This is a genomic window from Massilia sp. NBRC 108631, from assembly GCF_059704565.1.
This window is the reverse complement of sequence record NZ_BAAKJE010000010.1, coordinates 1-24,243: the sequence shown is the minus strand read 5'-3', so window position 1 is coordinate 24,243 and position 24,243 is coordinate 1. Positions and strand designations below refer to the sequence as shown.

Here is a 24,243-nt window from a genome sequence, read left to right as displayed (position 1 = left end):
CATGCTTTGCCGCAAGGTCTACTTTCCGCTATGCCTGCTTGCAAGCTTGACGCTGGCAGGCTGCGGCGCGGCCATGCATCATCGCTCGGGCATCAAGGCCCTTGAGCGTCAGGACTACGTGCTGGCCGTCCACGAACTGTCGCAGGCAACGGAGCAGGAGCCCCGTGATATGGCTTATCGCCGCGATTGGTTGCGCGCGCGGGAGGCCGCAACGGACAAGCTGCTGGCCGCCGCCGCCACGGCGCGAATTGAAGGCAAAAGTGCTGAGGCGGAAGCGCACTACCGCTCCATACTCAAGTTCGACAGGGAGAACGCCAGAGCGCTGGCCGGCCTGGAATCGATGGCCGAAATGGCGCGGGCCGCCACCGACGCCGTCAAAGCACGTGACGCGTTCAAGCGCGGCGAGTTGGCCCTGGCGGCAGACCTTGCCGCGCGCGTGATGAAGGTGCAGCCGGACAATGCCGAGGCGCGCGCAGTCCGCCGCGATATAGACGCCTTGCAGGCTGAGGACGTGATGGCATCGCCCAGTCTGAGCGCGGTCTACAAGAAGCCCATCAACTTGGAGTTCCGTGACTCCAGCTTGAAATTCGTCTTCGATGCGCTGTCCCGGACCACCGGCATCAACTTCATCTTCGACCGGGACGTCAAGACGGAGCAGCGCACGACGCTGTCGCTGAAGCAGACCACGCTGGACGACGCGATCGACGTCATCCTGTCGACTTCCCAGCTGGACAAGAAAATCCTCAACGCCACCAGCGTGCTCATTTACCCGAACACTGCCACCAAGAACAAGGAATACCAGGACCTCGTGGTCAAGGCGTTTTATCTAACCAATGTGGAAGCGAAGCAAAGCGCCAACATGCTGCGCACGGTGCTGAAGCTGAAGGACATTTTCGTCGACGACAAGTACAACATGCTCGTGTTGCGCGAGAATCCGGAAACTATCGCGCTGGCAGGCAAGCTTGTGGCCCTGCACGACCTGGAGGAACCAGAGGTCATGCTGGAGGTGGAGGTGCTGGAGATAAACCGCTCGCGCTTGCTGAACCTTGGGGTACAGTGGACCAGCCAGTTCACGGTTGCGCCGCTGAGTAACGGAAACAGCAACACGGGCGGAGGAGGCACCGGGGCCGGTTCAAGTGGCGCGGTGATGAAGCTCAGCGACCTGAAAGCGCTCACCTCGACGGGTATCGGCATCACTGTGCCGAGCGCCACCATCAACCTCACCAAGACCGATGGCGACACCAATCTGCTGGCGAACCCGCGCATCCGCGTGCGCGACCGCGAGAAGGCGAAGATCCTGATCGGTGACAAGGTGCCTGTGGTTACCACCACCAGCAACGGCAACTTTGTATCGGAGAACATTCAATATCTTGACGTTGGGCTCAAGCTGGAAGTCGAGCCGGACATTCATTTGCGCGACGAGATCGGGCTCAAGCTCAGCCTGGAAGTAAGCTCCCTGGTGTCTGCCATCAAGACCTCGAACGGCTCGCAGGCCTATCAGATCGGCACCCGCAACTTCAGCAGCGCGCTGCGCCTGAAGGATGGCGAAACGCAGATCCTGGGCGGTCTGATCAACGACGAGGACAGGTCTTCCGCCAGCCGTATTCCGCTGGTGGGAGACCTGCCCGTGCTGGGCCGCCTGTTCGGCAGCCAGAATGACCAACGCCAAAAAACGGAAATCGTGCTGTCCATCACGCCGCGCCTGGTGCGCAACATCCAGCGCAAGGATGCGGCCGCTGAGGCATTCTGGTCCGGCACCGAATCCAACCTGAACAGCAAGCCACTGCGGCTACGGCCAGCCGGCGCCGGTGGCCAGCAAGGCAACGCGCCTGCCGTCGCGCCTGGCAGGTCCGGGCCGGAAAAAGCCCCCCGTCCTCCAGCAGCCGCCGCGCCGGATTCGCCGCTGCTGATGTGGGAGGGGCCGGCCAAGATAGCGAAGGGTGAAATCTTCACGCTGAACCTGGCCATGACCAGCCTGGAAGCACTGCGGGCGGCGTCGCTGCAATTGGCGTTCAACCCGGCCGAGTTCGAAGTGGTGTCGATACAAGATGGCGGCTACTTCGGCAAGGACAGCAAAGGAAGCTTCAGCAAGACCGTGGACCAGCCGGGTGGCCGTGCTTCGGTAGGTGCCAGCGCTGGTGACAGCTCCGGCAACAAGGGCCAGGGCCGCGTGTTGAGCGTGGCGCTGAAAGCACTGACCGGCGTGCAGGACGGAGAGATCAGCCTGATCAGCATGATGCCGATTGGCGCCCAGCGCGCCGTCAGCCGCCCCGCGTTGCCGCTGGTGCACCGAGTGACGGTGACCCCGTGACGCTGCGGAGCGCGAGCGCGCCGGCCGCAGGATTCAGCCTGATCGAACTGCTGGCGGCCGCCGCGATCATAGGCCTGCTGGCCAGCGTTGCCGTTCCGTTCGTCGAAACCACCATGAGGCGGCAGAAGGAGCAGGCACTGCGCCTTGCGCTGCGCGACATTCGGCAGGCGCTGGATGCTTACAAGCAGGCTACGGCCAGCAAGCGCATCACGCTGGACCAAGCCAAAAGCGGCTATCCCGCCAGCCTGGCCGACCTGGCCAGCGGCGTGGTGGACGAGCAGGACCCAGCGCATCGCAAGATGTATTTTATTCGGCGCATTCCACGCGACCCGTTCAATACGGACAGCAGTGTCCCGGCGATCAAGAGTTGGGGACTGCGCAGCTACGCGTCAGACGAGGACAAGCCGGTGGAGGGCGACGATGTGTTCGACGTCTACTCAACATCGAAGCAAGTCGGCTTGAACGGCGTGCCGTACAGGGAGTGGTAGTGCGGACTCGCGGATTCACGATGATCGAACTGCTGGTGGCACTTGCCATTGTCGGCCTGATCCTGACGCTGGCGGCACCCCGCTATTTCAGCAATATCGACCGCGCGCGGGAAGACGTCCTGCGCGAGGATCTGTTCATCCTGCGCGATGCGATCGACAAGTTCTATGCAGACCGAAACGTCTATCCGGCCACGCTGGCCGAGCTGGTAAAAGAGAAGTACCTGCGTGGCATTCCCGTGGACCCGATTACCAGCAGCGCTCAAAGCTGGATCCTGGTGCCGCCGGAAGACGCCACGCTGGGCGAGGTCGCGAACGTGCGCAGCGGCGCCCCGAACAAAGGACGCAATGGCGTTCCGTTCGTTGAATGGTAGGCACTGGAAAAGCATGGGCAATGAGCGGGGATTTAGCTACGTGATCGTGATGTTTCTGGTGGCGGTGTTGTCGCTGGCGGCGGCGCGCGCGTTGCAGAATACGCTGACTGCTGAGCGGCGCGAGAAGGAAGCGGATCTGCTGGCAACCGGGATGGCCTACCGAAACGGTATTCAGTATTACTACGAAAATGCGCTTGGTTCGGCGAGGATTTATCCCTCCGACCTGAAGGAACTGTTGCGGGATACCCGCTGGTCGCGTGACCAACGACCGCTGCGCAGGTTGTATAGGGACCCGATCACCGGCAGCAAGGACTGGGGCCTGATTTGCCTGCAGGGCGGCACCACCAAGCAGATCGTCGGCGTGTATTCGCTGTCTGCCCGGCAGCCGCTCAAGCGGGCAGGCTTTCCCGTTGAACTGACGGATTTTAGCAAGGCAAAAAGTTATAGCGACTGGCACTTCATGTACCGGGCGGATCCCACCAAAGGAGTAGAGAAGTGCTAATAGACATGCCAAGAAAGATGCCGCGCCAAGACGGCTTCACGCTGCTGGAATTGCTGGTGGTGATCGTCATCATCGGACTGCTGTCGGCTTTCGTGGCGCCGAAGTATTTTGGCCAGGTTGGCAAGTCCAAGGCGCAAATCGCCAAGGCCCAGATCGAATCGTTCGACAAGGCCCTCGACCAGTACCGCATCGACACCGGCCACTACCCGTCCACGCAGGCTGGCCTGTTCGCGCTGTTCGTCCAGCCGGCCAATGAAGCGCAGTGGCGGGGCGCCTACCTGAAAAAGGGCATACCTACCGATCCGTGGGGTAAAGCCTACGTCTACAAGATGCCGGGATCGGACGGACGGGAATTCGAGATCGTCTCCTATGGCGGGGATGGCCAGCAGGGTGGCAGCGGCGAAGACGCGGACATCAATAGCTGGAACTGAGGATAGACGGCAATGCGGTTTCGCGCAAAGGTGCTTACGGGCACTCAACTGGTTCAGATGATGGAGATTGACGCGGCGGGCGAGGACGAGGCACGCCGTATCGTTGCGTCTTCCGACTCCAGCCTGCTGGACTTGCAGCCCCTGCGCGCGGGGTGGAACCGTTCCGCGGGTGGCCGCCCGTTCAACCTGCCGGTGTTCAACCAGCAGTTGCATTCGCTGCTGGAAGCGGGGCAGACGGTGGTTGACGCGATCGAAATACTCGGCAAGAACGACAAGCGCGAGCGGCACCGCGCCGTGTATGCGACTTTGCTGCAAAGCCTCCAGCAGGGCAACCAGTTGTCCGACGCGATGGCATCGCTGCCTTCCGTATTCCCGTTGTTGTACGTGGCCATGGTGAAGTCCAGCGAAACCACCGGTACCGCCCGCGCTGCAATCCGCCGCTTTATGCAGTACCAGCGCCAGGTGGACGAGATACGCGGCAAGCTGACCGCGGCCGCCACTTACCCGGCCATCCTGCTGGGCGTGGGTTTCCTGGTAATTGCCTTCCTGATGTTGTATGTGCTACCCAGCTTCAGTGCCGTGTACGACGACGCCGGCCCCAACCAGGCGCGCGGCGGCTTCGTTCAATTATGGGGCGGCTTTGTGCGCGACAACACGGTGCTGGCCTGGTCGGCGATGGCCTCCGTGTGCGCTGCCGTCGCGACGCTGGTGCTGCATTCGGCCGTGCGTGCGTGGCTGCACCGCAAGCTGCTGGCGTCGAGCTGGGTGGGAGAAAGAATGCGCATCCTGCAGTTGGCCCGCCTGTACCGGACGCTCGGCATGCTGCTGCACAGCGGCGTCAGCGTGCTATCCGCGATGCGCATGACGCAGGCGTCGCTGCCGCTGGCTATGCAAGCCAGTTTCGCCGGTGCGGCGCGTGCCGTAAGCGAAGGCAAAGCCATGTCCATGGCGCTAAGCGCGAACGGACTGAGTACGGAAGTGGCGGAGCGGCTTCTGGTTGCGGGGGAGTCCTCCGGCAACCTCGACGAGATGATGGAACGCATTGCCGATTTTTATGACCAGGAAACCGGCATCTGGATCGACATGGCAGGACGCGTAATCGAACCCGCCCTGATGCTGGGCATAGGCCTGGTGGTGGGCGCCATCGTCCTGATGCTGTACAGCCCGATTTTTGATCTGGCCAATATCGCCTGAACGAGACCAGCCATGCCGACACTCCAGTTACTCGATGAAGTCCGCCGCCAGGCCCAGCCGGCCAGCCAATGGCTGGACTTGCTGGCCACAAAGCTCGACTTGCCGCGGGACGCCGCTCTTGAACAAGCCGCCGGCGAGCTCGCCTACAGCGCGTACGGCAATGATGCCGTCGCCGCCATGGAACCGGACTTTGCGCGTGCCAGCTATGGCGACATGCTGGAACGCCTGCTGATCGTTGGACAGGACGCGCAGGGTGCGCTGGTGGCCGTGCTTGGATTGCCGCTGGACAGCGCATCCGGCGTCTGGCTGGCCCGCCTGCCGCTGGCGGACCTGTACATCGGCGACCCGGTTGCCATCAAGGACAAGCTGGAGTCGTACGAGTCCAGCTTCAGTGCCGTGGCCGATGCGGTACGCGGTGACGAGATCAGCGAAATCGAGCGCGATGGCAGCGCGGACCTGACGCTAAGTTCCATCCAGGGCGAATCCAGCCCGGCGGTACGCCTGATCAATTCCACCGTATTCGATGCGCTGCGCCTGGAAGCGAGCGATATCCATCTGGAGTCCCTGCCGCAGGGCCTGGTAATCAAGTTTCGTATCGACGGCGTGCTCAACCATATTGCGGCGGTTAACAATCCGGCACTCGCCGAACAGGCTATCGCGCGCATCAAGGTGCTGGCGGAGCTGGACATCGGCGAAAAGCGTATTCCGCAAGATGGCCGCTTCCGTGTTGCCAGCAAGGGCCGCGACATCGACATCCGCGTTTCCATCATGCCCAGCATCCACGGCGAGGATGCCGTGCTGCGCGTGCTCGACAAGAAGGCGTTGATCGACAGTGTGCAGCGCCTGACCCTGGACACGCTGGGCTTCGACAGCCAGACCGTGCACCTGCTGCGCCGCCTGGCCGCAGAGCCCTACGGCATGATGTTGGTGACCGGCCCCACCGGCAGCGGCAAAACCACCACCCTGTACGCGGCGCTGACCGAGATCAATCATGGCGAAGACAAGTTCATCACCATTGAAGATCCTGTGGAATACCAGCTGCCGGGCGTGCTGCAAATTCCGGTTAACGAAAAGAAGGGGCTCACCTTCGCGGTTGGCCTGCGGTCCATCTTGCGGCACGACCCGGACAAGATTCTGGTAGGCGAGATCCGCGACCCGGAAACCGCGCAGATCGCGGTGCAGTCAGCCCTGACCGGCCACATGGTGTTCACATCGGTGCACGCCAACAACACTTTCGACGTGATCGGCCGCTTCATGCATATGGGTGTGGACCCGTACAACTTCGTGTCGTCGCTCACCGGTGTAGTGGCGCAGCGCCTGCTGCGGCAAAACTGCCCGCATTGCAACGCACCGGCCGAAGTAGATGCCGTGTTGCTTGCCGAGTCGGGCATTGTCGATCCCGAGAACTACCGCTTCCACGCTGGCCGCGGCTGTCCGCAGTGCCGCAATACCGGCTACAAGGGCCGACGAGCCGTGGCCGAGGTGCTGCGCTTGACCGACGAGATTCGCGAGATGATCATCGCGCGCGCCTCTATCCGGGCCCTGAAGGAGCAGGCGCGTCGCGAAGGCACGCGTTTCCTGCGCGACGTGGCGCTGCAACTCGTGAAGGACGGCCATACGACTTTGCAGGAGGTGAACCGTGTCACTTTTGTCGCCTGAGTCTGTATCCGTCGGTCTGTTTCCGGGCAGCTGCTGGATTCGGCGTGGCGGCGCCGAACTGGCTAGCCAGCTCACGGACACGCATGCCACGCCGCCGCAGTTGCTGGCAGCGCTGGCATCGATGCTGGATGAGCAGCCGCAGCGCTTTCGGCGCCGCATCCGCTTGCAGCTGTTGGTTTCCGACAGCCTGGCCGCCGTCATACCCCTTCCATGGCAGGACTTGCTCAGAACGGAGCAGGAACAGCGTGGCTACGCCTTGGCGTGTTACCAGCAGCGGGGAATTCAGGCTGGGGACGGCTGGGTGATGCATGCAGGCTTCCGCCATTTTGGCGGACTGGGCTTGGCATGGGCGTTACCTGAAGCATGGATGCGAGAGCTGTTGGCTGTGCTGGACGCGCGTGGCTTGAAGCTCGAAAGAGTCCTGCCGGTTTCCGCTTCCGCCTATTGGCATGGCGCCGGAGCCGGGTCAGGGCGTCGGATAGTGCTGCTGCGTGAGCGCAGCCGGCAGATGGCACTGGTGTATGAGGGCCGGCGTCTGAGTGGAGTGGACGTCCAGCCGGTCGCGAATAGCGAAATTACCTCGCTGCACAGGCTGCTAAAACGAATCGCCGCGACGCACGGCGTGCCGGATCAACTGGACGAATGGAATCCAGATGAGCTTGAGCCGCTGTCGGCGGCGGTGGAACTATGTTTTCCGGGTGTGGCACAGCAAGTCCTGCCGCGCCTGGTTTGGTGTTAACAATGAACATGTCGATATCAATTTTTCGTCCCGCTGGGGCAGGCCTGTGTCAGCGCCGTATTCCCAACCGTGTGATAGGAGCGAGCTATGGCTGAACTGCTTCGCTACATAAGGCCACGTGCCCGATACGCCGTCGCGCTTCCGGTCGCGTCATTGCTTTTGTTGGCGGCGGCCATATGGCTGGGACTGCAAGCCTATGGGCAGCAGCAGGCTGTGCTGGAGGCGCACCAGCAGGCCGATGAGATGCGGGCTGCAGCGGCTGCCGCGCCGCCACCCAAGTTGTCGCGCGCCGAAGCCGACATGCAGAAGCGTTGGGATGCGCTACGTACCGAGCGTGAATTCTCCTGGGCACCCTTGTTCAAGGCACTGGAGCGCGCAGGGAACGAAGACATTGAACTGCTGGGATTCCAGCCGGACAAGACAAACAAGACCGTGCTGTTGCGCGGAGAAGGCAGGGACACGATGGCAGTGCTTGAGTTCCTGGAGCGTTTGGCGGCACAGCCCGCGCTAAGCGAAGTCCACCTTACCCATCAGAAGAACGCGCCGAGGGGACAGCTGACAGTGGTCGGGTTTGAAATTAAGGCATCGCTTTCACCATGACCTCCGCCACCAAGATGCTGTGCAGTGTGTATCCCAGCTTGCAGACGCAAGCGGTTAGGAATTTGAATACGTTTTATAGAAAGTCGGTAATGAAAACTGTTTTGCGGCTGATCTTCGCGATGCTTATGTCTTTCCTGATGGTGACTGCGGCACATGCCGGCAGCGTCAGTTACAACTGCGCTGGCGCCACACCAAAGAGTGGGACGTATACAGCCAAGCATTCGATCTATTCGCTGTACGGCAATAGCCGCGAAGGCTACAGCTACACGTCCGATGTCGCTGTGGCTTTGGTGCACAGCGGGTTGGCGAAAGCGGGCGAGACAGTTTTCGTCTATGTCGAGGCGTTAGATTCTGTTCGCAATGTCCGAGGCGAGATGGCCAATGGCATTTCGTCGGGCAGCATAGGTAACAACACGTGTGCGTTTCGATTGGCGATCGCTCCCATCGTCAATCGCACGGAGTGGGCAAGTTGCTCGCTGCCATCACAATACACGCAGTATCCACCGCGACAATTTGTTGGGAAGTTGTCCGGTACGGTCGTTGGCGACAATGAGTATGGATACTCCACGTCCAGCGATCCAGATGCGGCAGTAGTTCATGCTGGATTGCTGAGGCCGGGTGAGACAAAGCCCATCTATGTGTTCTCTGTCGGGCGCTGGGCAGATTATCTCGGGTCGACTCGCAATGGTGTGACATCGCTATCTTCTCGGAACTTGGAGTGTTCCGTGCGGTTTTCGCTAACACCAGAGGACTTGGCGCCTTCGCCACATACGGTGCAGCAATGCATTGCATCGCTCCCGGCCAATGGCCGCTACACTGCCGGTTGGGCACCGGACTACCTCTTCGGCGACAACACCAATGGCTACGCAATTACGGATGCGTATCCGCCGATCGCATCCGCCCTTCAGCATGCCGGGCTTCTTATGGCTGGAGACACAGCTGAGGTGAGATTCATCTCGGCTGGGAAGCAGTACGAGTTCGTCGGGAGTACCGCAAACCAGGTAACCTCAAAGTCTTGGCGGAATGTCCAGGCGCCAGTATGCAGTATGAAGCTGGAGGTTATAAATCCTCCGACCCGCCCTGCAGAGGTCATTTCGGCAGACTGCATTGCACAGACGCCCCGCGGTTTCTACAAGTCAAACACTTACAACACTAGCGCAGATCGTGTCGTCGGGAATAACGTTACGGGATACCACGTCGGCTCTGAACTAGGGGCGGCCGCGGAGCACGCTGGATACTTCAGCGACGGCGAGATTGTTGTGATTCCATTGGGAACGCAAAGCGACTTCAAGGGCGGGGTCGGGCGTAACGGAGTCTCCAAAGACTACGCCGGCAGCGGTTGCGGAATGAGACTACTTCAAGGCGGCTACACTAACGCTGAGCCAGTAATCACTTTCCAGCGCTCGCCTGAGAACCCAACGGCAGGCCAGCCTTATACTCTCACCTGGAGCACAAGCCGGGCGACAAACCTGGTGCGCCGTTGCGTTACAGAAGGAGCCCCTGGCGATATCTCAGACGAAGTGTTGCCAATCAGTGGTAGTTCCAGGCCGATTGCCGAGTGGAGTTGGGTAGGTAAAGCTCGCATCTGTAAGTGGATGGCTGCGGGCAACGGAGGTGCAAAGATAGAGCAGGAAGAACCGTTCTATACGCAGAGCGGTTACATGCCGGCGCCAACGCTTAGCGTTCAACGCACACCATCGCCAACGGTGGCAGGTCAAGCCTATCAGGTAAAGTGGACGTCGGCCAATGCGAACTACATCCAACGCAGTTGCGACGCGCTACCTGGAGGGTTCATTGGCAGTCAGACCATGCCGGACTTTGCCGGCACGGAAAACGGAATTGCCAACGCAGCCTGGGTAGGAAAGCCGTCAACATGCACGTGGACAGCTGTTGGCTACGGTGGCACAGCACGTCATGTCGAAACCATGACAACCTACTTGCCAGGCCAGGACGAGTGCGATCTTGTCACTCCGCCGAGCAAGACCTATACCGCCGCCATGTCTGCTGCATCGGTCTGGGGGAACAACAGCACCGGCTATTCGGTGGATTCCGTGATGGAAATGGCTCTGGTCCATTCTGGCCTGGTACCTGCAGGCGCCAGCGCCAACGTCACCGTGACGAAGCTGGGCCAACTGAGCACCTTTGGCGGCACCACCGCCAACGGCGTCAGCACCTACAGCTCGACCCAAGCGAAATGCGGCATGCGTCTTTCCCTGGGCGGCCCTGTGGTCCTGCCAAGCAACGCGGGCTTCGTCTCGCAATACTTGCCAGCGAAGATCACCACCGGCGAACGCTACGCCGTCACGATCACGCTGGCCAACACCGGTATGTCCACTTGGAGCAAGGGCACGTTCAAGCTCGTGCCGCAAAACCCGGCGAACAACAAAAACTGGATCGCCGAAAGCGGCATCGATCTGATCCAGGACGTTGCTCCCGGACAGACCTACGTCGCCACGTTCTATGTGCGCGCACCCGCGCTGCCTGGCACCTACAATTTCCAGTGGCGCATGGCGGACGCGGCCGGCGTGCCCTTTGGCGCAAGCAGCACCAACGTGGTAGTCAATGTGATCCAGACAGTGGCAATACCAGTGGTCAGCATGACCAGCCCGACCGATGGCGCTATCGTGACCTTGAGCGGCACCACGACTGCCGTGGCATTTGCCGGTACCGCTTCGCCCGGCGTTGGTCGCACGATTTCCAAGATCGAAGTGCTGGAAGGCGAGAACGTGCTTGCCACAGCCAGTGGCAACACGCTGGCACTCAACGTTGTGCTAAGCAATGGCCCTCATATGGTGCGCCTGCGCGCCACAGACAATGAAGGCGCGACCGGACTCTCCGCTGAAGCCCTGGTGCGGGTAGGCAGCAATAACGCCGAGTTTGCAGAGCAAGCCGTGCCTGCCACCATGGTGGCGGGCCAGCGCTACTCAGTCTCCGTCACGATGCGCAATACCGGCACCACTACGTGGCAGCCAAGCACGACCTCCAGCCAAAAGGCGTACGCGCTCAGCGCCGATAACCCGCCGGACAACACAGTCTGGCGTAGTCCAAGCCGCGTGCCGCTGGCTTCCGCCGTGGAGCCAGGTAGTTCCGCCACGTTCACCTTTGAGGTAACTGCCCCGGCAACACCAGGCAATTACAACTTCCAATGGAAGATGGCAGAGGTAGGCGGCAATGCATTCGGCGCCGCGAGCCCCGTGGTGACAGTCGCCGTTGCCGCATCGGTGGCCCCAACGGCCACCTTGAGCGCGACGCCGCGAAACGCACGCGTCCATGCCGGCGAGTCCGCCAGCATTGCGCTCCAAGGGCGCGGTTCACAACCTGCCAGTCAAGTGGTCAAACTCGAGGCGTTCCTCGACAGCGGTGCGGGCTACGGCACGCAGGCGGTAGCTAGCACGGAAGGCGCAGCCGCGACGCTCGCGCTGGACCGCACGGTAGCGCTGCCCCATGGCAGTCATCGGCTGATGCTGCGGGCGACGGATGCGCATGGCCGCACTGGTGATTCGGCGCCTGTAATCGTAACAGTGAACGACTCGCGCCTGGCGGGAGCGGTCACCGGCATGCGGGTGGTTGCCAATCGGGCGCATCTGGCTGCCTGGGTGATGGTGACCCCGGGCAGTACCGCACTTGCGTACAAAGTCTACGTAAAAGCGCCACGCGCCTTTGGTGGCGTGGAGATCGCGAGCGGCACAGTGACGGCGCCTACAGCGACCGGCGCCACGGCGCAGCAACCAGTTCGGCGTGAAATCGACGTCGATGTGGAAGCGCGCACGGTCGAGTATCCGGGCGAAGCTGTTTATGTCGAGGTAGTTCCGCCGACGGGCGGCGCGCCGGTAGTGCTGCCGGACGAGAACGGCAGCACCATCATGCCTGGCACACTACGCATTGGTCTGACTTCACCAACTGCCTCGAACGAAGACCGGTTCAAGAGTCCCAATCCGGCGTTCCTCCGTGCGGTCGTTACAGGACACACCGGCGAGATTGGCGAAGTGCAGTTCAACGTGGATGGCAGCTGGATAGCAGCGACTGCCGAGGGCAACGGTGCTTACTCGGTGCAGAAGACCGGCTTGGCCGCGCGCGCGGCGCCGTATTCCGCATTCGCGCGTGTGCAAATGGGGCAGGGCATGTTGATGACGGAGGAGCGTCGCTTCTACATGGATGTTGAGACTGCAATCACCCTGCGCAGCCCTCAACAAAACCAGAAGCTAATCCTGGGAAAACCGTTCAGGCTGTCAGCTCAGCCAGTTGGAAATGTGGTTGGACTTCATAGTGTGACGTTCCATGTCAATGGGAAGTTAATTGGATTGGGCGCGAATGATTCCGGCGTATGGACCTACAGGTGGACTCCCCCGGCAGTAGGTGCCTATACCATCCAGGCCCTCGCGGCGGATGCGAATGGCGTAAGGATTAGCCACTCACCGGTAGTCACGATTACCGTGATGGCAGAAAGCGAGACTGCTGCGCTGGAGCCCATCGCGGAGGCTCCCCCGCACTTGAACAATCCGGATGCTGGTACCCTCCCGGGAGGGCTTGATGTCGGGAACGATGGCGCGGCTATCTATTCCATCCCGATCGTGGTCCCGCCTGGCACCGCCGGCATGCAGCCCAGCTTGTCCCTGAACTACTCATCCAATGGCCGCAACGGCTTACTTGGATTGGGTTGGTCATTGAAAGGGCTGTCGTCGATTCAGCGTTGTGCAAAGACTGTCGCTCAGGACGGTGTAGTTGGTCGTGTTAATTTTGATAAGTCAGACCGGCTTTGCATAGATGGTCAGCGACTGGTCAGAATAAAGGGGGCGGCCGCAAGCAGTGTTGAAGATGATGATGAGAAATATTGGTCCCCTAGCGCAGAGTTCCGCACGGAGCTGAATAGTTTTTCACGTGTCACTCGTGTTCTGGAAGGTACGGCCTTTAAAGTTGAACCGACAAACGGGCTGGTTTTCTACTACGGCTCTGGCACCAGCGCAATTGCTGCGCAAGGCCGCTCCGATCAGGCCGTTTTGGCGTGGGAGGTAGGAAGGGTGCAGGACCGTTCAGGCAACTATATGGAAGTTGACTACAGCCTAGACGCCGAGCGCGGTGAGCATACAGTACGACAGATCAGATATGGCGGTTATCAGCAAAATGGCGCCAATGCCGATCCAGCTAAGTCTTTAGCCACTGATTTGGCCGTTCGTTTCGAGTATGAAGAACGCAGCGATGCACAGTTGCAATACATCGCCGGCTCCCGGCACGACCTGCGGAAAAGGCTCGCACATTTGCGAACCTACATAGACACTGCTGCGGATGGAAGCGGCGGAACGTTGGTACGTGATTACGAGCTGCATTATGAGACGAGCCCGAGCAGCGGCCGTAGCGTGATCGATTGGGTGCAAGTTTGCGCGCGTGATGCTTCCAGCGGCGTTTGCCAGGCATTGCCCAAGACCAGTTTCAATTGGGGCAAGGACGTCGGCGTGACGATGCGCATCGCCTCGGTTGCTCCACGCGTGTTTCCCGCCACTCAAATTAGGTCCGCATTATCTTATTTGGCTGACATAGACGGCAGTGGCACTACAAGTTATCTGATCCCATGGTCGGGCCCCGAAGTCGACGCTAGCTGTACCGGCGGTTCCGTATGCCTTGAAACCACGCTCGATAACAAAATCGATGGATACACGGCGTCCGACCAACCCTTCCATGTCGAATTGCTCGGCTACAAGGATAAGGGTACGTTTACCGAAATGGCGACTGGCGATCTGGATGGAGATGGCAGAGAAGACTTGATCTATATGGATCCGGTGCACGGCAAGTGGATCTATTGCTTGTCATTGTCCACCGCTACGGTACGCCAGTTCGCCGAATGCCAGGTCGGGGGAGCGTTCTCGTCTGCGCTGACTGATACGTCGTATCAAGTCCCCTTGGTCGTCGATCTGAAGCGCGACGGCCGGGTACATGTGCTTACGCCATTCGACGGTGCAGGAAACGCCAAGGATTGTCACCTGCAGAGTGGGGGCATAGTTTGCAGCGATGTTTCGATGACCAATCTTACGCCAGGAGCAGGGGGGGCTTTCCCCTTCGACAAACTACAGGCGATAGGGTTGAATAGCGATGGCCTTACAGATCTATACGCGGTTTGGGACCTCGTTGGCCAACCTAGGGTAACGATATGTTCTAATAGCGGTGATCACTTCAATTGCAAGACTCAAGAAGTGCCTGAGTCGGGAAGATACGGCCCGACTGCCGTATCAAGTGATTTCAATAATGATGGTCTAACCGACTTTCTTTTGGTTGGGTACCTGTGCTTGAGTACCGGGGGCGCTGCACAATGTGCGCCGGCGCCGAACGGTGAGGTAACTCTCGCAAGCAATCAGGTCTTGACTGAAGGCGTTAAAGATTGGCTCGGGGATGGATTCGGGCACTTTTACGGTGGAGAATTTTATAGTGGCAAAGACGCCGGTAAGGGGAAGCTCTGTCACATGGAGAATGGAGGCTGGAGTTGCAGCCCCATTCAGGTTGAACCTGGCTCTGAAGGCGCATTAGCCGAAATTAAGGGAATGGAAGTCTCGTCGAGAGAGTTCTACGCCCAACCCAATGGCAAGCCGGGCTCGCTCGTGTGTCGAAACGATCACACTACGCTACCGAAAAAATGCTGGCTGGTAACTCTGACTAGCTCCGCGCACCTTGATCGGATTACAAGTGTTGTAAATGGATTGGGAAATCGTACAGAGTTGGAGTACGCTCGTGCGGACGATGCGAGCGTGTACAGCAGGCTCCCTACCATAGACGGAGCGGCTCGCAAGCCCAGTTACCCTCAGCTGTCTATCGATCCTGGTACGCTGGTCAAGCATGTCCGTCGTGATACTGGTTTGGGGCATTTGTACACCACCAGCTATCATTACGGAGGAGCGCTGCAAGATGCATACCGCCGAGTTCCATTGGGTTTTGGACTGGTGCGTATTTCGAATGCACAAACCGCGATAACGACAGAAAACGTCCTCAGGCAAGACTTTCCCTTTGTTGGGATGGTGCAGCGGCGCCAAGCCAACAGTACCTCTTGCACGCTGAGCGATACCAGCTACAAGCTTGATCAAAAAATGCCCGTGACTCTTGGGAGTACGAGCATTCATTTCCCTTATATCGAACGGATCAGCACCACAACGAAGGATTTGGATTGCAGCCCGTTGGGCAACGTTCAAACGGATTATCATTACGATGATTCTGGGAACGTAAAATCGCACACAGTGACGGCGACGGGGGGCGGCGAGACGTTTACAACCGTTGCCAATACGGAATACGTTAGCGCAGCGCAGGAAGATGCGCACCTTCTAGCTCTACCGAAAAAGGTGCAGCTGACACGTACAGCGCCTGATACCGCCAGCATCACTCGTACTATTGCGTATGAGTATGATGCCGGAACGGGCCTACCGATTAGCGAGACCATTGAGCCTGGTAATCCGCGACTTCAGGTCAGCACCTCCTTTAACCGTGGCGACAATGGTTACGGGTTGGTAAATTCGATTACTCGAAAGTGGGAAGACCCGGCCTGTCCAGTAAGCAAATCGGGCTGCGGTTTGAAGTCGCGTTTGCTTGCCAAGATGATCTATCGGGCTAATGGTCGTTTTCCCTGGAAGATGGAAAATGCACTCGGACATACTGAGACTCATGTCTTCGATCCCGCCAGTGGCGAGACAACCTCAATAGCCAACAGCAATGGGCTCACAACTGCGTGGACCCTCGATGGCTTTGGCAATATTAAGAGCGAGACGCGGGCAGACGGAAACTCAACCAAGCGCTACTATAAACAATGTTCTGCAACGCTATGTCCACAGAAAACTGACGCATCGTTGTTGTTTATTGCCGATCAATTCCACGGCAATGATCGTATTGCGACGCCGACCATGGTTTACGCGGACAATTCGGGCCGGCCCCTACGCTCACAATCGAGAAGCTTCGATGGCGGTTGGGCTTATGTCGAGCGCGTATACGACGCTATGGGGCGATTAGACTGGATGGGGCAACAAGTTGATTACTCCGTGTCGACACCGGCTATCACTGGTCGGCTGCTGTACGATGAGCTTAACCGCGTGACCAAGCTCATAAAGTTGGACGACACTGACGCTGAAATTGAATACATCACAAGCTACAGCGGGTACACACGTGTGGCGACCAGTCCGTTGAAGTTGGCCAACGGACTGGCCCAGAGCAGGACCGAGCGGCGAGACGTTATCGGACAACTTCGGGAGGTCACGGACTCGGCAGGCGCCAAGATATCCTACGAATATGACGCATTCGGAAATCTAAGAAAAACAACCGACCCGAGCGGAAATGAGATTGTGGTCAGTTACGATGAGCTTGGCCGCAGAACTCGTCTGAAGGATCCGGATCTAGGCGAAATAAAATATGAACTGGATCCACTCGGACAGGTACTTGCGCAAATCAGTCCCGAGCAGGCCAAGGCGGCACAGAAGACGACGTTCGAGTACGACGCGCTAGGGCGTTTGATAGCGCGCTATGAGCCCGACCTGGAGAGCCATTGGGTGTACGATTCTGGCGCAAACGCCATTGGAAAACTCGCGGAAGCATACACGGGCAATTCGGAAACGAAGGACTATCGTCGCCTCCATAAATATGACGCGCTGGGTCGGCTTGCAGAGACGAAGCAGTTCGTAGGCGGAAAGGAGTACAGCACCGCTTCTTCATTTGACCTATGGAATCGGCTTGCTAAGCAAACTCATCAGCGAGGCGGGGACCCGGCTACTGACAAGGCGTATGAACTACGTTACAACAGCATGGGCTACTTAGCGTACCTCGTGCGTGACGGCATCCCGCTGTGGCAGGTAGTTGCGCAGGATGCTGCAAACCGCCTGCGAAAAGTGGCGCTTGGCAATGGGCTGACACAAACCAACGAGTACTTTACGGGCTCAGGCAGATTGGCTTCCAGTGTGCTCGTTGCTAGTGGCCAGATCCGCCGTCTTGAAGAGGGCTATCTCTACGACAAGATCGGCAATGTCAAGGAGCGCACCCAGTACTGGGACAACGAAGCAAATGAAGGCTTCACAGAGTACTTTAACTACGATGGTCAGAACCGTCTGGAATCGAGCAAGATCGATAGCGAGCTACAGAGCTATACTTACTTTGCCGACGGGCGAATCAAGAGCAAGACCGGCGTCGGGACTGGGGATTACGTTTATCCGCAGCCCGGGCCGGGGACCATCCAGCCACATGCCGTAAGGCGTATCCCTGGGCTGCAGGGAGAGTTTAGTTACGACCTGAACGGTAATCGCATTGCCGGAAATGGCTACGAACTGGGCTGGACAAGCTTCGATATGCCTAAGACTATTAAGCGCAATGGGAATTCGAGTTCCTTTAACTACGGTGCAGAGCATCAGCGCATTGTACAGACCCGCGGCGACGGTACTACCATCACGTATGTTGGCGCGCAAGAGGTTGAGACTGTAAGTGTCGATGGAAAGTCGACCTCTAAGGTGAAGACCTACTGGCCCTTGGGAATTGGTGTGGAGATTGAACAGGAAGCGCAGACCCGGCTCTACTGGACGCATACCGACCGCTTGGGAAGCGTGGTAGCAATTTCCAAGCTTGATGGAACTCTGGAGGAAAAACTAGCTTACGATGCATGGGGGAAACGAAGGATGCTGACGAGTCAGGCAGCACCCGATACGTTAAATGGCCAACTGGATAATGCAGGATACACCGGGCACGAAATGTTGGATCAGCTCGACTTAGTTCATATGAATGGTCGCGTGTATGACCCGTTAGTAGCGCAGTTCCTTTCGGGCGATCCGTTGATTGACGATCCCACGAATAGCCAAAACTTTAGCCGGTATAGTTATGTACTAAACAATCCAACCAACTTGATAGACCCAACTGGGTTTTCCTCGGAGAGTCCTACCCAGCAAGTTGTGATTGCAGGCCAGAAAGATAGTAAGACAGACAGCGGCAGTCAAATGTATTCCGACTATGGTTCGTTTACTGCGACGCTTGACGTTTTTCCTTATACTGGCCCTGGTTCGCTAGTTGCGGTTCTTACTTCTAGTCGCAAGAAGCCTGGCGTCCAAATGGGATCGCCTCATAAGGTATTTCGATTCCGGTCGGCAAACAATGGACAGCAGGCGATGACGCTGCCAATGGCCGCTGTAGGCGGCGGGCTCATCGTTTCAACGATGTGCATGGCTACATCGGGATGTGCTGAGTGGGTTCGGGAGCAGCTGAAAACATTGTCGGACCCGTTCTTTAATTCAGGTAATGGTGACCGTGCCCCTAGCCTATCGAGGGATTTTCCTGGTACAAACAGCGCTTCCAGCGGAGCGCCAGGCGATCCTGATGATGGCGATGAGGAAAAGAAGGGCAAGAGTCCGAATCAGCTAAACAAGGAAATCAAGCAGGGTAAAGCGCCCAAGGATGTGGAGCGCGTGGACATTGGCAAGGTAAAGGGTGAACAGACTCATACACATTTCAAGGATGGCTCGGCGCTGAACAAGGATGGCACATGGAAACATGGGGAATCGACTTTGTCGCGCTCGACACAGAAATGGTTGATCGACAACGGATGGAAGTTACCAAAATGAAGAAGACCGAAAATCTCAATGACTGGCTGGCTCGCGTCATAGTTAGTCAGCAAAATGTCGAGACCATTCACTTTGATGGTCTCAACGAGAGCAGAGGAAAACAGATGTCAGGGCTGGAGCTTGTTCGCTATGCTCATACAATTTTAGTTTCTGTTTTACTGTTTCTTCGCAGCCTCACACATGAGCATCGTATTAAGCACGCGATGGTGTTTCTTCCTGTTGGCATATCAGACGAGTTCTTAATTTGGAACCCAGAAATTTGGAGAATGTTAGATTGCGCCGACGAGCCGCCCTCGCTTTATCTTTTGCGTGATACACAGATATTCGATGATGATTCCGAGGAATATCGACGGCCAATTTCTATTCCTGTTGAAATTCAGGTTCCGCTCCGAGCGGTATTTCGTTCATTCCGCGACCAAGAGGCAATGGCACAGGCATGGGAGTTCGCCTCTGGAGTTTACTTAATCGTTAGTGTCGATTAGACGGTACAAACAGTGCAACTGGCAGTCCGCCGCCGGATGATGATGAACCTACGCGCGTAACCAACGAAAAGCATCATCCGAACTCTAAAAGTCCGGAACCGAAAAATGCTGACAAACTTTATGAAAACTCGGTTGTCGATAAGAATGGAGTCCGTTGGGCGAAGGATGCTGACGGTACGCTCCATCGCTTCTCCAAGCCAAGCAACGGCGAGACCCATTGGAATGGGTCCACGAGCGGGCCGAAGCCTATCCGGCTCGATAATGTTCCGCCGGAAATTAAGAGACTTTTTGGAGTTAAAGGATGACATCCATAACGGTAGGGGATCCAGCAATATTTGCCATTGAGTCTGGAATTGCCAAGGCTTTCGAAAAGCCTTCTCAGCGAGCTATTGGCTACTTTGTTATTTACGTTAAGGGGCGGTGTTACGGCGTAAAAAGTTTGGATGCAACGCTGCTCGCCTGTTCTGTGGATGCGGTGCAGGAACGACTTGAGCGCCGAGGACTTCATTTAGGCCCATTTTCTGCCGAGTCGGATCCCATCAAGATCGTCGATGCCTACCTCGCCGCAAGGCTACAACTCGGTCGAGAAAGTGAAATGTTTTTCGGCATGACCGCAACCACGTTGGGAGACCTTTTTATATCTAGTGGACTAGTTTGGGCACCTGACGGTGATGAAGCATTTGATGATGGCAGTCATGTCTTGCAGCTTGACGTACGGGATAAAGTTCGATTGATTGCGTTTACAAACTCAAGCAATTTTGCTGAAGTTATCAGCACAATATCTGAGGTTTGGATCGACAGCGATGATTATTATGATCACCTCGCTGAATGGCTGAAGCGGTTTGAGCACGAGCGGGCCATCCTCCTCAGGGAATGAAATTGCGACCTCCGGTGACCAAGCGGCGACGGGGCCAAGTCTGGCATTGGGACGGCGCGTGTCAAGGTAGTTGTCGCCTGATTCAAGCAGCAATTTGCTGAGTATTGCTCTCCTTCGTAGCGGTGGAAACGACGTGATCGCGCTCCGGGTTCAAGGTGACGGCGCCACAGGGTGCCCAGTTGCGCGTATTGCCCGACCAGCGGGCCGGATGACGCGCCTGGGCGGCCTGATAAAGCTGATGCCGCGCCGCCAGAATGGCCTTGTCTTGCCCGGCATGGCGCTGCGCTGGGCTGACATAGCGAATACCGCTGTGCCGATGTTCGACGTTGTACCACTGCACAAAGCGTGCGGCCCAGTCGCGCGTGGCGGCCAGATCGACGAAGCCGCCCGTTGGAAATTCGGGGCGGTATTTCTCGGTGCGGAACAGTGCCTCGGCGAACGCGTTGTCATCGCTCACGCGCGGGCGCGAGTAGGACGGCTTTATGCCCAGCCAATGCAGCATGGCCAACACCGTGGTCGCCTTCAGTGTAGCGCCGTTATCGCCATGCAGCACTGGCTTGTTGCGGTGCATAGCGACGCCTTCGGCCAAGGCGGTGCGGCGCACCAGGTGACTGGCATAGTCGGCATCATCCTCGGCATGCACCTCCCAGCCGATGATCTTGCGGCTGTAGAGATCCAGGATCAAGTACAGGTAAAACCAGCGGCCCGCCACCCGAGCTGGCAACTAGGTCATATCCTAGCACCACACCTGGCCGGGCGCAGTGGCGATATGTGTGGTCGGTGGCCGCTGCTGACGCGGCGCTTTGGCCCGGCCGCGATGGCGCGTCTGACCATGGGCGCGCAGGATACGGCTGAACGTCGATTCGCTGGCCAGATAGACGCCCTCGTCGGCCAGCATGGGGACAATGCGGGCCGGGGGCATGTCGGCAAAGCGTGGTTCATTCGCGGCGGCCAGAACGGCCGCGCGTTCCTTCTCCGTCAGCGCATGCGACGGCATAGGGCGAGCCGCCGTCGGGCGACGGTCGCCGTTCTCCAGTCCCCCGTAGGCCTGCCAGCGCTGCAGCGTGCGTGCACTGAGGCCGATGGCTGCACAGGCTTCCTTCAGGCGGACACCGGCTTGGCAAGCATCCTTGATGTCTCGGGCCAATGATTGGCGATCTTCGAGTCCGATCATTCGTCCTCGGCCCTGTACTTGCTGAAGATCGCCTCGGCTTTTTTTGTTAGCACCAGCAATGCAGCCGTTTCAGCCAGTGCTTTGTCTTTGCGGCGGACTTCGCGTTCCAGCTCTTTGATGCGGCGCTTGTCCTGCTTGGCCTCGGCGGCGTTCAGGCGTTTCTCGCCGGGCTGCGCCAGGGCATTGATTGCCTGTTCGCGCCACACCGCCAGCTCGTGCGGATACACGCCATTGCTGCGGCACCAGGCGCCTTTGCTTGCTTCGTCCATCATGGACGTCGTCAGCACCGCTTCAAACCGTGCGGCGGGCGTCCATTCACGGCGTTCTGTCGGATTGGCAAGCGCTTCGCTGCGCCAGCGCTCCAATGTCGACTCGCTCACACCAATCGACAAGGCGACCTCCTTGAGCGATGCGCTCTCCGGCGGCAGCAAACGCGCTACTGCCTTATCTTTAAATTCCTGTCCGTACCGTGCCACTTCAAACTCCTGTTATCGCCCCCATTTTCTCAGATCTATCGGAGCGACAACTATTTTGACAGCGGGGGGCCCGGAATGATGTGGTCCAAGTCGCGCCTGCTGGACACGTTTTCAAACATCCTTCTGGGACGATTAACAAAATCTTCATCCAGGCAAGGGAATTGGCGAAGTCCGAGCCTCAACTCTGCTTCATTGGGCGATCAATTGTTGCTCGGCTTGGCAATGATATTGGAAGCGATTTGAGCATGGTGTTCATCGATACCATGAGCATCTATCACTATGTGCATGAGGCATTGAGGTTTATGGGGAGTTCGGCCCGAATACTCAGCTTCCATTCTTACGATGACGTAAAGAAGATTGTTCCTCCATCTGAGCCCTACCTAGTAGTGATCTCCGCTTCTACGTCTGGAGGAATGGCTCGTCAACTTCATCAGAGTCAGGGCTTTGATGAAAGGAGGTTGGTGACTTTGGTTGATATGAGTTCCCAAGGCCGAAGTGGCTCGGTGTTGGTTGCTTTGGACCAAGTCGATAAGCAGCTCAAGAAACTAACGGAGAATGGCGCAGAAACGGAAATCGAGGATGGTGTCCCACGACGTGGTGTATGAAGACTTCGCCGGAGTCGGCGTTTAGGAAGGCTGCCTGAAGGGCCGGCCATTGTGATTCTTAAGGTAAATTTGGGTTTGCGAAGACTCAACTCAACCGTTAGGAGACCACAATGACCACCGCCACTATCGCATTATCCGAGCTCGCCGAAAAGGGGGCAGACGCAGATTTCATCCGCCAAACGCTGCAGCATGCGCTGCGACGGCTCATGGAGATGGACGTCGAGGCACTGTGCCATGCCGCTTATGGCGAGCGCAGCGAAGAGCGCATCAACAGCCGCAACGGCTACCGGGACCGGGGCTACGAAACCCGGGCCGGCAAGGTCGACCTGAAGATCCCCAAGCTGCGCAGCGGCAGCTATTTCCCCGGTTTTCTGGAACCTCGGCGCACGGCCGAAAAGGCACTGACGGCAGTCATCCAGGAGGCCTACATTCAAGGCATTTCGACCCGCTCGGTCGATGAACTGGTCAAGGCCATGGGCATGACTGGCGTATCCAAGAGCCAGGTTTCACGGCTATGCGAAGAAATCGACGAGCGCGTGCAGGCCTTCCTGAAGAGACCCATTGAAGGCGACTGGCCCTATCTCTGGATTGACGCCACTTACGTCAAATCACGTCAGGCCGGCCGCGTGGTATCGGTGGCCGTAATAATCGCCGTGGCCGTCAATACCGACGGCGTGCGTGAGATTTTGGGCGTGGCGACTGGCCCATCTGAAGCTGAACCGTTCTGGACCGATTTTCTGCGAGGGCTGACCCGGCGCGGCCTGCGCGGCGTCAAGCTGGTCATTTCCGACTCCCACGAAGGACTCAAGGCGGCCGCCAGCAAGGTGCTCAAGACTACCTGGCAACGCTGCCGCGTCCACTTTATCCGTAACGCTTTGGCCCATGCAGGCAAAGGCCAGCGCCAAGCGGTGCTCGCCATGATCAACACCATCTTTGTGCAGGAAACATCTGAAGCAGCCAGCGGCCAGTGGCGTACTGTGGCCGACCAACTGCGCCCCAAGTTCCCCAAACTCGCCGCCATGATGGACGATGCCGAGCATGATGTGCTGGCCTTTATGGATTTCCCGAAGGCGCATCGAACCCAGATCCATAGCACCAATCCACTGGAGCGGTTGAACGCCGAGGTGAAAAGGCGCACCAATGTGATTGGCATCTTCCCCAATGACCAGGCCGTCATCCGGCTGGTCGGCGCCTTGATGCTGGAACAAAATGACGAGTGGTCGCTGCAGCGCCGATACATGCAGCTTGAAGGATTGCGCTCCTTGAGCGAGAATCAATCTGCACGGCTCTCTGCCGTGATTAACTGATCGGGGACCCAGCCCCTTGAGAATTACATCTCATACACCACGCCTGGGGACACCATCAAATCGAATTGGTTGGCGAACATTTCTCTTCCAAAGCAAAGCCTCCACGCGCTGTGACGTTGGGATTGCCACATGCTCCCAAAGATTTAAAGGCCGCCCTTAACTATTTCGATGTAGGCGGTTTTGCTGGCATCAATGGTGGTGAGCAGTCGAGCCGTCCCCGCGTCGTATCATTAACTCCCCCTGCGATCCAGGCGGACGATCCATTTGATAAGTGGCTGGGAGCTGAAATTCGCTGGAGTGTTTCCGCGTCGATAGACTTTATCGTGCATACCAATGAACCGGACCGGGATTTTGAGAGGCCCCGTGGTTTGAGTCAGGCCGAGACGGCTTGACCCGAAAGTTGACGATAGTAATTCATTTCAGCTTCAGCCGGCGGGATGTGGCCGATTGGCTCCAGCAGTCGGT

Annotated in this window: 14 protein-coding genes and 1 pseudogene; 14 read left to right on the top strand and 1 reads right to left on the bottom strand. The window is 58.1% G+C overall.

What is annotated here, in order from left to right; all coding sequences use genetic code 11:
- The first annotated feature begins 1 nt into the window (after position 1).
- The 12 genes from AC6H42_RS00765 (at position 2) to AC6H42_RS00710 (ending at position 20,216) form a co-directional block, all read left to right on the top strand.
- Positions 2 to 2,311, top strand: a complete 2,310-nt coding sequence (locus AC6H42_RS00765) for a secretin GspD/PilQ domain-containing protein (RefSeq protein WP_497547157.1) — start codon at positions 2 to 4, stop codon at positions 2,309 to 2,311.
- Complete coding sequence (locus tag AC6H42_RS00760; protein ID WP_497547156.1) at positions 2,308 to 2,799, top strand: type II secretion system protein; 492 nt, start codon at positions 2,308 to 2,310, stop codon at positions 2,797 to 2,799. The genes AC6H42_RS00765 and AC6H42_RS00760 overlap by 4 nt, the downstream gene beginning before the upstream one ends.
- A complete protein-coding gene (locus AC6H42_RS00755; protein ID WP_497547155.1) occupies positions 2,793 to 3,170 on the top strand; it encodes a type II secretion system protein in 378 nt (125 codons plus the stop codon). Before AC6H42_RS00760 ends, AC6H42_RS00755 begins: the two co-directional genes overlap by 7 nt.
- Before the next feature lie 13 nt (positions 3,171 to 3,183).
- Positions 3,184 to 3,672, top strand: a complete 489-nt coding sequence (locus tag AC6H42_RS00750) for a type II secretion system protein (RefSeq protein ID WP_497547154.1) — start codon at positions 3,184 to 3,186, stop codon at positions 3,670 to 3,672.
- Positions 3,673 to 3,689: 17 nt separating this feature from the next.
- Positions 3,690 to 4,103 carry a type II secretion system major pseudopilin GspG gene (gene gspG, locus AC6H42_RS00745; protein ID WP_497547153.1) on the top strand — a complete coding sequence of 138 codons (414 nt, stop codon included), beginning with the start codon at positions 3,690 to 3,692 and terminating at the stop codon, positions 4,101 to 4,103.
- A 57-nt stretch (positions 4,104 to 4,160) separates the two neighbouring features.
- Positions 4,161 to 5,297, top strand: a complete 1,137-nt coding sequence (locus AC6H42_RS00740) for a type II secretion system F family protein (RefSeq protein ID WP_497547152.1) — start codon at positions 4,161 to 4,163, stop codon at positions 5,295 to 5,297.
- A gap of 12 nt (positions 5,298 to 5,309) precedes the next feature.
- Complete coding sequence (locus AC6H42_RS00735; protein ID WP_497547151.1) at positions 5,310 to 6,956, top strand: GspE/PulE family protein; 1,647 nt, start codon at positions 5,310 to 5,312, stop codon at positions 6,954 to 6,956.
- A complete protein-coding gene (locus AC6H42_RS00730) occupies positions 6,937 to 7,695 on the top strand; it encodes a hypothetical protein (RefSeq protein ID WP_497547150.1) in 759 nt (252 codons plus the stop codon). Before AC6H42_RS00735 ends, AC6H42_RS00730 begins: the two co-directional genes overlap by 20 nt.
- 87 nt (positions 7,696 to 7,782) lie before the next feature.
- Positions 7,783 to 8,295 carry a PilN domain-containing protein gene (locus AC6H42_RS00725; RefSeq protein WP_497547149.1) on the top strand — a complete coding sequence of 171 codons (513 nt, stop codon included), beginning with the start codon at positions 7,783 to 7,785 and terminating at the stop codon, positions 8,293 to 8,295.
- 89 nt (positions 8,296 to 8,384) lie between these two features.
- A complete protein-coding gene (locus tag AC6H42_RS00720; RefSeq protein ID WP_497547148.1) occupies positions 8,385 to 18,857 on the top strand; it encodes an LCCL domain-containing protein in 10,473 nt (3,490 codons plus the stop codon).
- On the top strand, positions 18,854 to 19,339 hold the full coding sequence (locus AC6H42_RS00715; RefSeq protein ID WP_497547147.1) for a hypothetical protein: 486 nt from the start codon (positions 18,854 to 18,856) through the stop codon (positions 19,337 to 19,339). The genes AC6H42_RS00720 and AC6H42_RS00715 overlap by 4 nt, the downstream gene beginning before the upstream one ends.
- 301 nt (positions 19,340 to 19,640) lie before the next feature.
- Positions 19,641 to 20,216 (top strand): Imm42 family immunity protein, encoded by a 576-nt coding sequence (locus AC6H42_RS00710; protein WP_497547146.1) that lies wholly within the window; start codon positions 19,641 to 19,643, stop codon positions 20,214 to 20,216.
- Positions 20,217 to 20,298: 82 nt separating this feature from the next.
- Here the strand turns inward: AC6H42_RS00710 and AC6H42_RS00705 are convergent.
- Positions 20,299 to 21,866, bottom strand: a pseudogene (locus AC6H42_RS00705) (IS3 family transposase).
- 161 nt (positions 21,867 to 22,027) lie between these two features.
- Here AC6H42_RS00705 and AC6H42_RS00700 point away from each other — a divergent pair.
- Together AC6H42_RS00700 and AC6H42_RS00695 are read left to right on the top strand one after the other, a co-directional pair.
- Positions 22,028 to 22,471, top strand: coding sequence for a hypothetical protein (locus AC6H42_RS00700; RefSeq protein ID WP_497547145.1), 444 nt, complete (start codon positions 22,028 to 22,030; stop codon positions 22,469 to 22,471).
- A 110-nt stretch (positions 22,472 to 22,581) separates the two neighbouring features.
- Positions 22,582 to 23,778 (top strand): IS256 family transposase, encoded by a 1,197-nt coding sequence (locus tag AC6H42_RS00695; protein ID WP_497547144.1) that lies wholly within the window; start codon positions 22,582 to 22,584, stop codon positions 23,776 to 23,778.
- The last annotated feature ends 465 nt before the right edge of the window (positions 23,779 to 24,243 follow it).